15 protein-coding genes are annotated in these 15,069 nt (G+C 58.5%); 11 read left to right on the top strand and 4 right to left on the bottom strand.

The window, feature by feature from the left end; translation table 11 throughout:
* From HMJ39_RS17450 to HMJ39_RS17460, 4 genes are all read right to left on the bottom strand, one after another.
* Complete coding sequence (locus HMJ39_RS17450) at positions 1-1,761, bottom strand: TonB-dependent receptor (RefSeq protein ID WP_323370930.1); 1,761 nt, start codon at positions 1,759-1,761, stop codon at positions 1-3.
* Positions 1,656-2,384 (bottom strand): STN domain-containing protein, encoded by a 729-nt coding sequence (locus tag HMJ39_RS18980; RefSeq protein ID WP_228462451.1) that lies wholly within the window; start codon positions 2,382-2,384, stop codon positions 1,656-1,658. Before HMJ39_RS18980 ends, HMJ39_RS17450 begins: the two co-directional genes overlap by 106 nt.
* 148 nt (positions 2,385-2,532) lie before the next feature.
* Positions 2,533-3,270 (bottom strand): FecR family protein, encoded by a 738-nt coding sequence (locus HMJ39_RS17455; RefSeq protein ID WP_194298281.1) that lies wholly within the window; start codon positions 3,268-3,270, stop codon positions 2,533-2,535.
* A gap of 152 nt (positions 3,271-3,422) precedes the next feature.
* On the bottom strand, positions 3,423-3,947 hold the full coding sequence (locus HMJ39_RS17460; protein ID WP_194298282.1) for a sigma-70 family RNA polymerase sigma factor: 525 nt from the start codon (positions 3,945-3,947) through the stop codon (positions 3,423-3,425).
* A 244-nt stretch (positions 3,948-4,191) separates the two neighbouring features.
* Between HMJ39_RS17460 and gcvT the strand changes: the two genes are divergently transcribed.
* The 11 genes from gcvT (at position 4,192) to HMJ39_RS17515 (ending at position 14,949) form a co-directional block, all read left to right on the top strand.
* The gene (gene gcvT, locus HMJ39_RS17465; RefSeq protein WP_194298283.1) at positions 4,192-5,289 is read left to right on the top strand and encodes a glycine cleavage system aminomethyltransferase GcvT; all 1,098 of its coding nucleotides are present in this window, start codon (positions 4,192-4,194) and stop codon (positions 5,287-5,289) included.
* Positions 5,290-5,321: 32 nt separating this feature from the next.
* On the top strand, positions 5,322-5,708 hold the full coding sequence (gene gcvH, locus HMJ39_RS17470; RefSeq protein ID WP_194298284.1) for a glycine cleavage system protein GcvH: 387 nt from the start codon (positions 5,322-5,324) through the stop codon (positions 5,706-5,708).
* A gap of 159 nt (positions 5,709-5,867) precedes the next feature.
* Positions 5,868-7,226 (top strand): aminomethyl-transferring glycine dehydrogenase subunit GcvPA, encoded by a 1,359-nt coding sequence (gene gcvPA / locus HMJ39_RS17475; RefSeq protein ID WP_194298285.1) that lies wholly within the window; start codon positions 5,868-5,870, stop codon positions 7,224-7,226.
* Entirely contained in the window at positions 7,223-8,707 is a 1,485-nt protein-coding gene (gene gcvPB / locus HMJ39_RS17480) for an aminomethyl-transferring glycine dehydrogenase subunit GcvPB (RefSeq protein ID WP_194298286.1), read from the top strand. Before gcvPA ends, gcvPB begins: the two co-directional genes overlap by 4 nt.
* A gap of 1,542 nt (positions 8,708-10,249) precedes the next feature.
* Positions 10,250-10,606, top strand: a complete 357-nt coding sequence (locus tag HMJ39_RS19185; RefSeq protein WP_194298287.1) for a TM2 domain-containing protein — start codon at positions 10,250-10,252, stop codon at positions 10,604-10,606.
* 95 nt (positions 10,607-10,701) lie between these two features.
* A complete protein-coding gene (locus tag HMJ39_RS17490) occupies positions 10,702-11,073 on the top strand; it encodes a hypothetical protein (RefSeq protein ID WP_194298288.1) in 372 nt (123 codons plus the stop codon).
* A 396-nt stretch (positions 11,074-11,469) separates the two neighbouring features.
* A complete protein-coding gene (locus HMJ39_RS17495) occupies positions 11,470-11,997 on the top strand; it encodes a hypothetical protein (RefSeq protein WP_194298289.1) in 528 nt (175 codons plus the stop codon).
* 48 nt (positions 11,998-12,045) lie between these two features.
* Positions 12,046-12,564, top strand: coding sequence for a PLP-dependent aminotransferase family protein (locus HMJ39_RS17500; protein ID WP_228462452.1), 519 nt, complete (start codon positions 12,046-12,048; stop codon positions 12,562-12,564).
* A gap of 232 nt (positions 12,565-12,796) precedes the next feature.
* On the top strand, positions 12,797-13,669 hold the full coding sequence (locus tag HMJ39_RS17505; RefSeq protein WP_194298290.1) for a DUF6731 family protein: 873 nt from the start codon (positions 12,797-12,799) through the stop codon (positions 13,667-13,669).
* Positions 13,666-14,085: a hypothetical protein gene (locus tag HMJ39_RS17510; RefSeq protein WP_194298291.1), complete on the top strand. Its 420-nt coding sequence runs from the start codon at positions 13,666-13,668 to the stop codon at positions 14,083-14,085. The genes HMJ39_RS17505 and HMJ39_RS17510 overlap by 4 nt, the downstream gene beginning before the upstream one ends.
* 261 nt (positions 14,086-14,346) lie before the next feature.
* Positions 14,347-14,949 carry a hypothetical protein gene (locus HMJ39_RS17515; protein WP_194298292.1) on the top strand — a complete coding sequence of 201 codons (603 nt, stop codon included), beginning with the start codon at positions 14,347-14,349 and terminating at the stop codon, positions 14,947-14,949.
* Positions 14,950-15,069 lie beyond the last annotated feature (120 nt).

Here is a 15,069-nt window from a genome sequence, read left to right on the forward strand (position 1 = left end):
TCAGAATTCCAGTTTGACCCCGCCGAACACGGTGCGCGGGTTGCCCACCGAGATCCGGTAGGAGCCGCCGGAGGCACTGTAGTATTCCTCGTCGGCGAGGTTCTTCACGCCCACATCAAAGCGCAGCCGTTCCCGCTGGCTGAGCGGCAGGTAATACCAGGCGCCCACATCCAGCACTGTGTAGCCGTCCATCTCGAAGCTGCCGGCGCTGTCGCCATAGCGATCGCCGGCGTAGGAGACGCCGCCGCCCAGGCCCAGCCCCCGCAGCGGCCGCGCGGCGGTCTGGAATTCGTAGCTGGCCCACAGGCTGGCGGTGGTGGTGGGCACATTGGCCGGGCGGTTGCCGTCATCGTCGTCATTGGTGACCTGCTCGGCGTCCACCACGCCCACGGCGGCGCGCAGGTTGAAGCCGTCCACCGGGTTGGACACCAGCGAGACCTCCGCGCCCTGGGAGGTCTGGCCGCCGTTCAGCACCGGCTCGCCATTCTCGAACTGCACCACGTTGTCTTCTTCCAGATCGAACAGCGACACGGTCAGGAAGTGGCGGTCATCGAGCAGGTGCCACTTGGCGCCCACTTCGTACTGGCGGCCTTCCCGAGGGTCCGCCTCGGCCACCCGGGTCTGGCCGATAAAGATGCTCTGCGGCTCGAAGGTGTCCGCGTAATTGAAGTACAGATTGAGATCCCGGGTCACCGACCACATCAGCCCCAGCCCCTTGGTGAGCTTGTTCTGGTCGCCGGATCGGGCGTCGGTGACGCCGCCGGCGAGCAGATCACGGCGGTGGAAGTCGGTTTCGAACACCTCGTAACGCAGCCCCAGGGTGGCGGTGAGCGAGGGCAGCAGGGCCACATCCGCCAGCGCGAACACGCCTTGGGATTGCACCTCGGTATCGAAATAGAGGCCGTTTTGCGGGGTGCCGATGTCGTTGACCAGATCGAAGGAATCGGGATCGTTCACCGTGCCCCCGGTTTGCAGCGCGCCGGTGTAGTTCTCCCACTCATGGGTTTCGCGGCGGTATTCCACCCCGGCGGCCAGATCCACCGGCAGGGTGGTGGGCAGCGAGCCGATCAACTGCGAGCGCAGAAACACGGAACGCCGCTCCCGGTTCTCGTTGCTGCCCATGCGCCGGGTCAGCACGCCGCTGTCGGACACGTTGACCACCTCGGCGCGCACATCGTCACCGCCTTCCCGCGAATAGAACAAGGTGCTGTCCAGATCCCAGCCGCTCTCGCCCAGGGGCAGGGTGTTGTCCACCTGCACCAGTTGATAGTGCTCCTCGCGCTGGTTTTTCACGTTGCCATCGAAACGGGCGTCGCGATCCACATCGACGATGCGCCGGTCACCGTTGGCCAGTGGCTCGGTGATCAGCCCCCGATCAATGGGGCGCTTGTCGTTGGAATACTCATGGTTCACGGACAGGCGGAAGCCGGACGGTGTTTGCCACAGCAATGAGGAAGATAAAAACTGGCGCTCCACGTCGTTGTCGCGGAACGTCTCGCTGTCTTCCAGTGAGCCGGTAACGCGGTAGGCGAAGGTGTCGCTGCCGGCCACCGGGCCGGTGGTGTCGGCGGTGAGCCGGCGCTGGCCGTGTTCGTCGAAGGCGGTGGAGAGCGAACCCTGACGCTGGAAGGAGGGCTGCTTGGTCTGGATGTTGATCAGCCCGCTGGGCGCCATGCGGCCGATGTCCGCCACCGGGCCCTTGAGAATCTGGATGCTCTCCACGGTGGCCGGGTCGATGCGGCTGTCGGTGACGAACGGCACGCCGTTGCGGTAGAAGTTGTCGTTGCGCGCGAAACCGCGCACCACGGCGTGCTCCCGCGGGTGCCGCCGTAGCCGTCGCTGACGGTCACGTTGGGGGCCAGGCGGAACACCTCGGCCAGCTCCCGGGACTGCTGGTCCAGCAGCAACTGCTCGGGAATCACGTCCAGGCTGCGCGGCACGTCCGCCACGTCCTTGGGCAGGCGCAGGGCGCTGTCCGCGTAGCGGCTTTCGTAGCGGCTCTGGGCGGTGCCGGTCACCGCCACCGGCGCCAGGGTGTGGCCCTCGCCCACGGGCTCCAGGGTGAGCCCGCCGTCGTCGGTGAGCCGGTAGCGCAGGCCGGTGCCTTCGAGCAGCTGCTCCAGGCCCGCCGGCACCGTGTAGCGGCCGCGCAGGCCGGGGCTTTGCTTGCCCCGGGTCAGTTCGCCGTCGGCGGACAGCAGCAGCCCGGCCTCGCCGGCGAAGCGGGGCAATACCGTGCTCAGCGGCCCCGCCTCGATGGCGTAATCACGGGCCTGGGTTTGCGGGGCCGGGGTTTGCGCGGCGGCGGTCTGCGCCTGCAACGGCGAGGCAAGCAGCAAGGCACCCAGCAGGGGCCAGGAGCGGGACAATGGACGTAGCGCCATGGGGCGATCCTTTTTTCCGGATTCGTATGAAAGGGTTCAAGGACCCAGCCCCGTGAAACCAAAAAAGGGGAACCACAACACCAACATTTATCCGTAGGAGCGACCGGGCGGCGTGCCGCTTCAGTCGCGATCCCCCGCTATCCAGCCATCAACCAGCCCGGGACACCGACACCCACCAGGGCGTCAGAAACGCCACGTCCACCGGCAGCGCCTCCGGCAGGGAACGCAGCACCCGGTCGGTGTCCGCCAGGGGGAAGCTGCCCACCAGGCGCAGATCGGCGACGTCCGGGTCGCAATGAATGACGCCGCGCCGGTAGCGGGCCAGTTCCTCCAGAAATTCCCCCAGGGGCCGGTCGTCGGCGATCAGCATGCCGCGCTCCCAGCCGGCGCCGCCGTCGCCGGCCACCACGGCGCCGCGCCCCGGCGCGTCGGCGGGGGCCAGGGCCACCCAGCCGGACCACACTGCCACCCGGGTGCCGGTGTCGGTGAGGCGCACGCTGAACCGGGTGCCCAGGGGCCGCGCCGCCCCGGCGGCGGTGAGTACCGTGAACGGGCACGGGTCGGCGGCGGTTTCGATCAGCACTTCCCCGGCCAGCAGGCGCAGGCGGCGGTGCTTGGCGTTGTAATCCAGGTCCACGGCGGTGTCGGTGTTGAGCCACAGGCGGCCGCCATCCGGCAGCGCCTGCTCGCGGATCTCGCCCACGGCGGTGCGCAGGTCCGCCCGCCAGATCGGCGCCCGGGACCAGGCCAGGCCGTCGGCGGCGGCGAGCACCGCCAGCCCGGCGCCGCCCTTGAGAAAACGGCGCCGCCCCCGGCCCGCCGCCGACAGCGCCCGCCGGGCCGGCGCGGCGGGCAACGCCCCCAGCCGCCGGTCCAGATCCGCCAAGCGCCGCCAGGCGCGCCGGTGGCTCTCGCTGGCCGCCAGCCAGGCCCGTCAGCGCTGGCGCTCGGCCTCGGGCACCGGCTCGTCGCCGAGGGTGGCGAACCACTCCGCCGCCTGGGCCAGCACCTCGTCGGGCAGGGCCGGATCGCGGTCGTTCACCGCCCGTCGCCCCGGTTGTCCAGGCGCAAATACTGCAGCGTGGCCCGGGCCATGTACTTTTTCACCATGCGCTCGGAGATGCCCAGCCGCTCGCCGATCTCGGCATAGCGCAGGCGGTCCAGCCGCGACATCAGAAACACCCGCCGGGCCTTGTCCGGCAGGGTGGCCAGGAAGGCGTCCACCTCATAAAGGGTCTCCATCACCAGGTGGTGCTCCTCGGGGGACGGCGCCAGCGCTTCCGGCCGCTGGCGCAGCGCCTCCAGGTAAGCCTGTTCAATATCCCGGCGGCGCCAATGGTTGGCCAGCAGGCCCCGGGCAATGCGACGCAGATAGGCGCGCGGGTGGGTCAGCCCCAACGGGTCCTGATCGCGGCTAAGCAGCCGCAGAAAGGTATCCTGGGCGAGGTCGGCGGCGGTTTCGCTGCAACCGGAGCGGCTGCGCAACAGATTGTGCAACCAGCGGTGATGGTCCCGGTAAAGGGCATCCAGGGCATCCCGTTGGCGGGATTGGGCGGGCCGCATGGCGTCACGCTCCCGGTGCAGGCAAATAAAGGACGAACTGTGGCGGCGGGCAGTATAAACGAGAACTATTCGCGAATGAACGCCGGCGCCAGAACAAGCAGGAAGCCCGCCGGCGGAGGCGACCGCCCGGTCAGCCCCCGCCTAGGCGCCGTGGCCCGCGTCCGTTATCCTTCACCCCTGACAATCAATGGGCCGGATTCGGCGCCCCGCCGCCCCGGCCCACGGACCTGGAGCCCGCATTCCCATGGGTCATCGCACACCCCTTTACGACGCCCACCTCGCCGCCGGCGCCAAGATGGTGGATTTCGGCGGCTGGGACATGCCGATCCACTACGGCTCCCAGCTGGAGGAGCACCACGCCGTGCGCCAGGGCGCCGGTATGTTCGATGTCTCCCACATGACCGTGGTGGACGTGGCCGGCAACGACAGCCGCGCCTACCTGCGCCACCTGCTCGCCAACGACATCGACAAGGTGCCCGCCGGCCGCGCCCTCTACACCTGCATGCTCAACGAGCGCGGCGGCGTGGTGGACGACCTGATCGTCTATAAAGGCGCCGATCAGTTCCGCCTGGTGGTCAACTGCGCCACCCGCGACAAGGACCTGGACTGGATGGAAGGCCAGGCCGGCGGCTACGCCGTGGACATCCGCGAACGCCCGGACCTGGCCATGATCGCCGTGCAGGGCCCCGAGGCCCGCGGCATCCTCGAGCAGCAGCTCTGCGACGCCGCCGGTGAAGCGGTCCGCGACATGCCGTTCTTCGGCTTCGAGACCGTCGGCGAATGGCTGATCGCCCGCACCGGCTACACCGGCGAGGACGGCGCCGAGATCATCCTGCCCGGCGGCAAGGCCCCGGAGCTCTGGCAGCGCCTGCTCGACGCCGGCGTGCGGCCCATCGGCCTGGGCGCCCGCGACACCCTGCGCCTGGAAGCCGGCCTCAACCTCTACGGCAACGACATGGACGACGACATCACCCCCTGGGAAGCCAACCTGGGCTGGACCGTCGCCCTGGACGACGCCGAGCGGGACTTCGTCGGCCGCCGCGCCCTGGAACGGCACAAGGAACAGGACCATCCGGTCATGCGCGGCCTGGTGCTCGAGGACAAAGGCGTGCTGCGCCCCCACCAGACCGTGCACACGCACTCTGATAACGGGGAGGGCGAAGGCGAGACCACCAGCGGCACCTTCTCGCCCACCCTGGGCCAGGCCATCGCCCTGGCGCGCCTGCCCGCCGGCACCACCGGCACCGTGGAGGTGGAGATACGCAAAAAACGGCTGCGCGCCCGGGTGGTGCGGCCGCCGTTTGTCAGGAACGGAAAAGCGGCTTATAAACCGCAGGATTAACTTTCAAACACGGACACTGAGGGGAACAACCAATGAGCGAGATTCCTGCCGAACTGCGCTACCGCGACAGCCACGAATGGGTCCGCGTCGAGGACGACGTGGCCGTGGTGGGCATCACCGACCACGCCCAGGACTCCATGGGCGACCTGGTCTTCGTGGAAATGCCCGAAGTGGGCGTGGTGTTCGCCGCCGGCGACGAAGCCGGCGTGGTCGAATCCGTGAAAGCCGCCTCCGACATCTATGCTCCGGTCTCCGGCGAAGTGGTCGCCATCAACGAGGCCCTGGAAGACGAGCCCGAGCTGGTCAACAACGAACCCTACGCCGGCGGCTGGCTGTTCAAGATCAAAATGGCCGACAGCGGCGAGCTCAAGGAAATGCTCACCGCCGACCAGTACCAGGAACAGATCGACAGCGAATAAACGCCCTTCGGGCGGGTTGCAAGTTGAAAGTTTCAAGTTGCAAAGGGCGGCTCCGAGTCGGGGTTTCCCTTGCAACTTTCAACTTGAAACTTGCAACTCGACTTTCGCCGAACGCCCGAACCATTCCGTTGACCACCTAATCATCCGGTAACGCCTCCCATGCCCTACATCCCGCACACCGAGGACGACGTCCAAGCCATGCTGGCGGCCATCGGCGCCGACAGCATTGAACAACTCTTCGATGAAATCCCCGCCCACCTCAAGGCGGGCAGCAGCCTGGACGCCCTGCCCGAAGGCCAGGGCGAAATGGAAGTCACCCGCCTGATGGCGGACCGGGCCGAACAGGACCGCTTCGCCCTCAGCTTTATCGGCGGCGGCGCCTACGCGCACCACATCCCGGCGGCGGTATGGGAAATCGCGACGCGGGGCGAGTACTACACCGCCTACACGCCGTACCAGGCGGAAGCCAGCCAGGGCACCCTGCAGGTGATCTACGAATACCAGACCCTGATCGCCCGCCTCACCGGCATGGACGTCTCCAACGCCTCGGTCTACGACGGGGCATCAGGTTTAGCGGAAGCGGTGCTTATGAGCCTGCGCGCCAACCGCAAATCGAAAAGCCGCAAGGTGCTGGTGCCGGAGGCGCTTAACCCGCGCTACCGCAGCGCCTGCGACGCCATCGTCCGCAACCAGGACGTGGAACTGGTGTCCGTACCGTTCTGCACCGACGCCGGCCAGACTCTGGTGGACGGCCTCAAGGAACACGAAGGTCAGGACTTTGCCGCCCTGGTAATCAGCCAGCCCAACTACTTCGGCAGCCTGGAAGACGTGGACGCCCTCACCGACTGGGCCCACGCCAACGGCATGCTGGTCATCGCCGTGGTCAACCCGACCTCCCTGGCGCTGCTCACGCCTCCCGGTGAATGGGGCGAGCAGGGCGCCGACATCGTGGTCGGCGAAGGCCAGCCCCTGGGCATCCCGCTCAGCTCCGGCGGCCCCTACTTCGGCTTCATGGCCTGCACCAAGAAACACGTGCGCCAGATGCCCGGCCGCATCATCGGCCGCACCATCGACATGGAAGGCAAGCAGGGCTTCACCCTCACCCTGCAAGCCCGCGAGCAGCACATCCGCCGCTCCAAGGCCACCAGCAACATCTGCACCAACCAGGGCCTGGCCATGACCGCCGCCACCATCTACACCTCGCTGCTCGGCCCCGACGGCCTCGCCAGCGTCGCCGGCCACTGCCACGCCAACACCCAGAAACTGGCGGACAAGCTCTGCGCCCTCGACGGCGTCGAACGCGCCTTCACCGCCCCGGTGTTCCACGAAGTGGCCCTCACGCTGCCCCAGGACGCCGACACCGTGCTCGCCAAACTGGCCGAAAAGGACATCCTCGGCGGCCTCAGCCTCGCCAAGGACTACAGCATGAAGAACGCGATCCTGGTGAACGCGACGGAAGTACATACGGAAGGGGACCTGGACCTCTTCGCGCAGGCTCTCAAGGAGGTCTTGGCATGAGCAACGAAACCACGCTGATCTTCCAACACTCTCGGCCGGGCCGCAGCGCCACCGCCCAAGCGCCCAAGCCCGTGAGTGAGGACCAACTGTCCGCCATCCCGGCCAGCCTGCGCCGCAAAAACAAACCCGGCCTGCCGGAAGTGGGCGAGCTGGAAGTGGTGCGCCACTACACCAACCTGTCGACCAAGAACTTCGCCATCGACAAGCAGTTCTACCCGCTCGGCTCCTGCACCATGAAATACAATCCGCGCGGCGCCAACCGCGCGGCCATGCTGCCCGGCTTCCTCAACCGGCACCCGCTCGCCCCGGCCAGCCACAGCCAGGGCTACCTGGCTTGCATGTACGAGCTGCAAAACTTCCTCAAGGAAGTCACCGGCATGAAGGGCGTCTCGCTGGCCCCCATGGCCGGCGCCCAGGGTGAATTCGCCGGCGTCGCCATGATCCGCGCCTACCACGAAGCCCGCGGCGACGACGCCCGCACCGAAATCCTGATCCCCGAAGCCGCCCACGGCACCAACCCGGCCACCGCCGTCATGTGCGGCTACAAGGTCCGCGAAGTCCCGGTCGGCAAAAACGGTGACGTGGACCTCGAAGCCCTCAAGGAAGCCTGCGGCCCGCAAACCGCCGGCCTGATGATGACCAACCCGTCCACCTGCGGCGTCTTTGAACGGCAAATCGAAGCCATCAGCAAAGCCGTCCACGACGCCGGCGGCCTGCTCTACTACGACGGCGCCAACCTCAACGCCATCCTCGGCAAGGTCCGCCCCGGCGACATGGGCTTCGACGTCATCCACATGAACCTGCACAAAACCTTCGCCACCCCCCACGGCGGCGGCGGCCCCGGCGCCGGCCCGGTGGGCGTCTCCCAGCGCCTGCTCGACTACCTGCCCACCCCCATGGCCGGGAGGGACGAAGAGTCCGGCGGCTCTTCAGGAGAGTATCACTGGATCGACACCGACACCCTGCCCACCAGCATCGGCCACCTCAGCGCCTTCATGGGCAACGCCGGCGTCCTCCTGCGCGCCTACTTCTACGCCATGGTCCTCGGCCGCCAAGGCATGATCCGCGTCGGCGAATACTCCACCCTCGCCGCCAACTACCTGCTCAAACGCCTCGAAGCCATCGGCTGCCAGGCCGCCTACCCGGACCGCCGCGCCAGCCACGAATTCATCCTCACCTTCGCCAAACTGGCCAAGGACCAACACGTCACCGCCCTCGACATCGCCAAACGCCTGCTCGACTACAACCAGCACGCCCCCACCATCTACTTCCCGCTGCTGGTCCCCGAATGCTTCCTCATCGAGCCCACCGAAACCGAAACCAAGGAAGCCATGGACGACTTCGTCGACGCCATGGAACAGATCCTCAACGAAGCCAAAACCGACCCGGAGACCGTCACCGAAGCGCCGTTCACCCAGCCCGTGCGCCGGCTGGATGAGGTGAAGGCGGCGAAGGAGTTGGATTTGGTTTGGAGTGAGTGATGGCGGGGTTTTAGGGGTTAGTTAGTTCTCACTATTGAAGGGGCCTTTTCTGGCCCCTTTTTGTGCCTGCGCGACAAGAGCGTATGAGCATTGAAATGTGATGCGTGTCGCATTATGGTTTTGCAGTAATGCGACTGAGCATTGGGATGACGAACAGGTTTTTATTTGTGCAAAACCTGATGACAAGCCGACGAGGTTTCGGCGAAAAGGAATTATATAATAATAGGAGGAATCAAAAATGGCTGTTAAACATATACCGACCGGAGTCGTCCACCAAGGCAATAAAGGTGGCACCACTGGCTGTGGGTACAACACAAAGGACCATCCAAGCCACTGGGTTGATTCTCACGAACGAATCACCTGTGACAAAAATGGGTGCAAGAATTAAGACATGACCATGTAGTGCATCATGTCTTTTGAATGCGTGAGGCAGAGTGTTTCTCTGCTTCACCAAATATCCCGCTTGGTTTGCTACTTCCTAAAAAAGCGGGTTATATAAAAAGTAGCGAAAGTCTGAACGGCCTTCATCCAAGCAGCCTGAAAGATTGGAGCCAATTGATGGAGGAGCGCCTGTGGCGCAACCTGCATTAGCGAGTTCAGCAAGTCTGCACCTTAGGTTGAGTGCATTCGGCGCGTTGTTCACGGTCCTATCCGTGTCATTCAGCCCTCTTGCTGCATTCGTGCTGGCAATGGCAGCAACGGTGCTCTTGGCTAAGTTGTAGTGCTTAGGTGCGTATTCAGTTCGGCTGGCGCACCGCCTTGGCGGCTGCAACTACTCCTTATGACTAGGTTCGCGCTTGGTCTTCCTTATAAATGAAATCAGAGCAATACTGCTGTGCTCGCCTGAGAGCATGCAGGAAGGAAATTTTTTTATTAAAGGTCTGTGAGGGAAAATTGGATAAAGATAGTGTGAGGTGTTGCCAAGAATGCCGAGAGCGGGTCGGAGAAAGAGATACCTTCTGTACTCATTGTGGAACTAAGTTGATAGGAGAATCTAGAGAAAAGGCCGGGCTTAACCACGAGCCTTTGAAGGTGGGGAGATCTAAGCCACCAAGCAAAAAGTACTTGATGTCCATGGTTGCATTAACCGTTTTATGTTTGACGGTTAACGTAGCAATCTTTGGGTTGCTGGCTGCCGAAGAAGAGGTTGAGCTGGGGAGCTTTACAGAAACCGAGATATGTAGAGCTGGTATCGCAACCATCATGTCGAAAAATGTAGGAATAGTGGCTTTTGATGGCAAATCAGGAAGTAGCTATAAATTCCATTACATCAGAGGTTCTGATAGCAGTCGTTGGGGTTTCAGATGTTACCTCGACGGCAATACGCTAATCTGGGCGACGGAGGATGGTCCTTGGCGAACCAGAGGAGGGGACGCACCTGTGACTTGGCGTGTTTCTGTACCTGATGATCGGTTAACCATAACCGAAGACTATGCGGATGGCTCCGCTACCGTCAGGTCCTATTCGCTAAGCGAAGTAAGATAATGCTCTACTTCAACTTCTGGGTATTGCTTGCTGTCAATGTTAAATAATGGGGAAAGTATGGAACTTGATGAAATGAAGGGAAAAAAGGCTGTGGATGAGAAATTTTGCCCGGATTGTGGTGAAATCATTAAAGCTCGGGCGGAGATCTGTCCAAAATGTGGTATTCGTCAGATGGCGCCTCCGTCGTCCGTGAATATGGCGCCTAACGGTAAAAGTAAGATTGCCGCCGCCCTGTTAGCTTTCTTTTTGGGTGGGTTTGGTGTTCACAAATTCTATTTGGGTCAGATAGGCCAGGGTATCATCTATCTGCTATTTTTCTGGACTTTTATTCCCGCAATCATCGCCTTTATAGAATTCATTATTCTTATCACAATGAGCGACGAAACATTCAATGCGAGATTTGGCAGTGCTTAGGGAGCCGGGCGGTGCCAAAGTGCCGCGCTTTCACAAAATTTTTAGTCGTTATTAATTAGGTTTCGTTTAAATAAATTGGATGCTAAGGGGGGATTATGTCGAAAAGAGCGATGGTTGTTACAGCCTTTTTGGCCGCGTTGTGGTCATGCAGTTCCATCGATAATGAATTAAAGTCATTTATGAAATGCGGTTTGGCAGCCAGCAAGTTAGAAAAGTATGTCGCTCAGAAAGTTATTTCCGATAAATTGAAAAAATATATAGAAAACGAAGAAGTTGACGGTGCCGCAAGAAATGCCATGCGTCTCGGCCAAGAAGTCCGTGATGATTTAGCGTTGTACGAAAAGAGCCTGCAGGGCCAGTTTTACAAACTGGTAAAAGTTTACAACTCATCAGAATGTAGGAGTATCCACAATCAAAATAAAATAAGTATGCCGTTCTCTTATTACGTTAAGTATCTTTTTTTATAAGTTTAGGATACAAAGTTGGTGCGCTCGATATCGCCAAGTGCCTTCTTGACTAGGAGCAGTACGGCCATCATCGACGCCATGGAGCAGATCCTAAAGAAAGCCAACACCGACCCGGGCACCGCGTACCGTTCACGCAGCCCGTGCGCCGGCTGGACGATGTGAAGCCGGCGAAGGAGTTGGATTTGGTTTGGGATGAGTGCGGGTGGATTTTTAAGAGTTGGTAAAGCGTTAAGATTTGAAGGGTAATGTGAGACTCTCCGAGCGTCAGAGGGTAGATCTCAGGTTTTGACGCAAGCTCTGTCGCGCACTTTTAAAAGAATAAAACATGGTGGTTTCAGTGGTGATTGTTCGATAGAGATATAGAAAACTAAAATGTGATAATTTTGAGATTATATTATGAGAATACTGTTGTTGGCTGTTATTTTTTTATCGCAAAGTATTTGGGCAGAGGAAAAATCTTGGTCTATACATGAAAATAAACCACATCCAGATAAGGTTATGGGCTCGTTAATAGATTTTAAGCCTGAGGCTGATTTTTTGATAGCGACCGTTGCAATGGCTACCGAATACTATGGTGATCGACTTCGAATAACCCTAGTGGTAAATGAATGGTTTGGGGCTGAACCTGCGCCAGCATGTAAGGGTACGAAAATAGGGAAACCAGTAGATAAAGGAATGGACTTACATAAATTCAATGATGCCTGGATAAAAATGAAGCAGTTCTGTGTGGCGTTTGAAAGAGAAGGTTCGTCTAAGATTACTGATTACCACCTGATTTTGATTCCGCAAACTTATTCAGATGCTTTAAGATTGGTTAATTTGTTTAAGAGATCAAACGATGTGATTTACGATAACAAGATAAAATTTACGGCTAGGAATTTTATAAACACATACGATGTTTACTCGAAACGGCTGGGTATCTAGTTTTAGAAAGGTGTGGGTTGCGAGTGTCACTAGATGAATACATGACCCATGTCTAAAAGCATCGGCCACCTCAGCGCCTTCATGGGCAACGTCGGCGTTCTCCTGCGCGCCTACTTCTACGCAATGGTCCTCGGCCGCGAAGGCATGATCCGCGTCGGCGAATACTCCACCCTCGCCGCCAACTACCTGCTCAAACGCCTCGAAGCCATCGGCTGCCAGCCCGCCTACCCCGAGCGCCGCGCCAGCCACCAATTCATCCTCACCTTCGCCAAACTGGCCAAGGACCAACACGTCACCGCCCTCGACATCGCCAAGCGCCTGCTCGACTACAACCAGCACGCCCCCACCATCTACTTCCCCCTGCTGGTGCCCGAGTGCTTCCTCATCGAGCCCACCGAAACCGAAACCAAGGAAGCCATGGACGACTTCGTCGACGCCATGGAACAGATCCTCAACGAAGCCAACACCGACCCGGACACCGTCACCCAGGCGCCGTTCACCCAGCCCGTGCGCCGGCTGGAGGATGTGAAGGCAGCGAAGGAGTTGGATTTGGTTTGGAGTGAGTGATAGCGGGGACCCCATGGTTAGTTGGTCGTTACTTACTAAAACGATTTTTGAGCCCATGTTTTGTGCCTATGCGATATACGGATACAAGTGTTGACTTGTGAGACACATCACGTTTTTATTCTGCGGGTGTAGGTGCCGTTACCTAACACGATAGTCAGTTCTGGCAGATTGCGAATATCGTTACTTGGTAGGGGTATGCAGCATCATTTCCTAACTAATAAGAGAGAGCTGTATGAAGGAAACGCTGAAGGTGCACGCGTTTAGAGTTACGTTGCACGAGAAAAGCGGTAACTTTGAAGATCTTCTTAACCAGATAAAAGACGACCCGCTTCAGGCAAGGGTACGAACCCTCGGATATTCCGATATACGAATTGAGGATGTCAGAGAGGAAGGTGGTCTGTGGTTTTTTGATTTTGGAAAGTTTCGGGAGCAGCATGGACCAGGGAAAGCCTCAAAAACAACTCCTGTTAGAGGGTTTCCATTCAGTAAGGGCGAAGTGTTTTGTGAAGAAACTGCATGTTTGTATGTACAAAAAACTGGCCATCTAATTGTCCAGTATAACCATCATGGCGCGCGGATCGGAAAGATACAAGAATATTTAAACGAATATGATCCTAATAACTCTTACACAATGGAGCTTGTCCCGAAGTACGATGACACCGTCGAGCGAAAGTTTCATAGCCGTGCGGCGACGAAGAAAATCGTTTTCGAGATCGATCCGCGCTTTCTTTCTCAAGAAGACCGGGTGGCGGGAACGGCTTTAACGCAAGCCCTGGACCTCGGTAAACGGTCTCGTGGAGAAAAGGTTGAGCTGACAATTTCTGCAGGTAGACCTAGAAATAACCATCTAAGTGATTTCATAGACAAAACGGCTAATGCTTTGAAGACAAAGGCTGGTCAGAAGCCGGATGGTGTCACCAAGCTTAAGGTGGGCGTGTTAGAAAATCTTGATAGTCGAATGGAGGTCTTGGATCTTATTGCCCAACGACTAGTCCATCAATTTGATGACATACCGGTGGGTGCTGACTTGCGGTTTCCTCAGGTGGAGCGTTATAAGGCTTTAAAGCGAGCATATAACGCCTGGAAAAATGTTCTAGGGAAATGAAAACGATATATCTGGAGCGGATTTCTCCGTATATTTTATCTTCGGCGGGGTGCTTCCTATGGTGGAGGTTAGGCTTGGTCTTGCCTGCCGGAGATGCAATTTTGAGCTCGTCTCTTACGCTCGGTGCAATAATCACGGGCTTTCTGGCTACAGCCAAAGCAATCGTGATGACCCTTGACTCGCCGATAATGAAGAAGATTCGTCAAACTGATTACAGTGATGATTTGGTTTCATATCTAGGCCAAGCTATCTGGTTGAGCTTTTCTTTTTGCATACTCTCGATAGTTGGATTTTTTGTGTCAACAGAGGATGCATGGTTTGGTTTGGTTTGGATTTTTATTGGTTTGGCCAGCGCGGGCGCCTTCATTCGCGTAACAAATATCATGCTTAAGATAATTAAGCATCACCCGGAGTGAAAAATATAGGTGCTTCTGTAAAAGTAATTATTTGCTCCGATATCGATAGTTAAAAAAGCGAGTTCATAAAGGCTGCCAATCATTGGGGGGTAAATGGCTGGATCATTTCGCATATATAAGCACATGTGGATAGATAGGAAGCTTTCAGAGTACGAGTTGAAGGGACTCTGTGGCGCGCTTGTTCACGATGCCCCGTTCGACGAACCAGTAAAATCTTCGCAATTCGTTAAGCCAGTACCTGAGAGGCGCTTTAGGATTGGTGTGGCCCCGCAAGTGCCGATTGTGAAGCTTGCAAAGAAAGAGCATGTAGATGCTTTTTTCAAAGATGGGGCACTGCAGCTTGGGTCGTTTAGCTATTACAATCAGTTTGATCATCCGGAAATTGGGGATAATCAAGAAGGTATTGTCACCCTCGTTGCAAAAACGCCCTTTGGGGTGATGGGTGGAAAGTATGGGTCTGGATATAACCAGCATATGCTCTGCGCTTTTCTCGGTGATATTGATCTCGTGACAATGAAACGATTTGGATACGATTCGGCATTTGTTATTAATAACCCGCACGGATTTTCCTTGGCGGTTGCGAAATCCATTGGCGCCAATAACTTCACATTTGGGCAATGTCTTTACCGTCGCCATAAAGCTGTTTTGGGTTTTCCTGGGGATGTAGTAAGCCGCAATGAAATTTCTCACCGTACAGCTGATATTGTGAAGGCGGCAAAGTATTTCATTAAGCCGGATAAATACTCGCACCAAAAAGAGTTTCGTTTTCTATGGGAGCAGCCCTCAGATATCGAAGAGGCTGATATCTTCGATTGTTCGCCGGCTATAAAGTATTGCGTGCCATTGGCGGAATTAAACGGTTAATAGAGTAGAAGCATTCCTGCGCGGCTAGAAGTCATCAGGGTTCTACCCCGTTTCCACGGACGGTTTTAAAACGGCGGATAGCTTCCTGTCTTGAGCGGCCACTCTACGTCGCATTCTTGG

This window comes from Alloalcanivorax profundimaris (genome assembly GCF_015265435.1).
GTDB classification, from domain to species: domain Bacteria; phylum Pseudomonadota; class Gammaproteobacteria; order Pseudomonadales; family Alcanivoracaceae; genus Alloalcanivorax; species Alloalcanivorax profundimaris.

Bases quoted from the DNA above. Each gene is read 5' to 3' on its own strand.
- HMJ39_RS17495 (WP_194298289.1), top strand. From the start codon at position 11,470: ATGAGAATACTGTTGTTGGCTGTTATTTTTTTATCGCAAAGTATTTGG.
- HMJ39_RS17505 (WP_194298290.1), top strand. From the start codon at position 12,797: ATGAAGGAAACGCTGAAGGTGCACGCGTTTAGAGTTACGTTGCACGAG.
- gcvT (WP_194298283.1), top strand. From the start codon at position 4,192: ATGGGTCATCGCACACCCCTTTACGACGCCCACCTCGCCGCCGGCGCC.
- HMJ39_RS17490 (WP_194298288.1), top strand. From the start codon at position 10,702: ATGTCGAAAAGAGCGATGGTTGTTACAGCCTTTTTGGCCGCGTTGTGG.
- HMJ39_RS17510 (WP_194298291.1), top strand. From the start codon at position 13,666: ATGAAAACGATATATCTGGAGCGGATTTCTCCGTATATTTTATCTTCG.
- gcvPA (WP_194298285.1), top strand. From the start codon at position 5,868: ATGCCCTACATCCCGCACACCGAGGACGACGTCCAAGCCATGCTGGCG.
- HMJ39_RS17460 (WP_194298282.1), bottom strand. From the start codon at position 3,947: ATGCGGCCCGCCCAATCCCGCCAACGGGATGCCCTGGATGCCCTTTAC.
- gcvH (WP_194298284.1), top strand. From the start codon at position 5,322: ATGAGCGAGATTCCTGCCGAACTGCGCTACCGCGACAGCCACGAATGG.
- HMJ39_RS18980 (WP_228462451.1), bottom strand. From the start codon at position 2,384: ATGGCGCTACGTCCATTGTCCCGCTCCTGGCCCCTGCTGGGTGCCTTG.
- HMJ39_RS19185 (WP_194298287.1), top strand. From the start codon at position 10,250: ATGGAACTTGATGAAATGAAGGGAAAAAAGGCTGTGGATGAGAAATTT.
- gcvPB (WP_194298286.1), top strand. From the start codon at position 7,223: ATGAGCAACGAAACCACGCTGATCTTCCAACACTCTCGGCCGGGCCGC.
- HMJ39_RS17500 (WP_228462452.1), top strand. From the start codon at position 12,046: ATGTCTAAAAGCATCGGCCACCTCAGCGCCTTCATGGGCAACGTCGGC.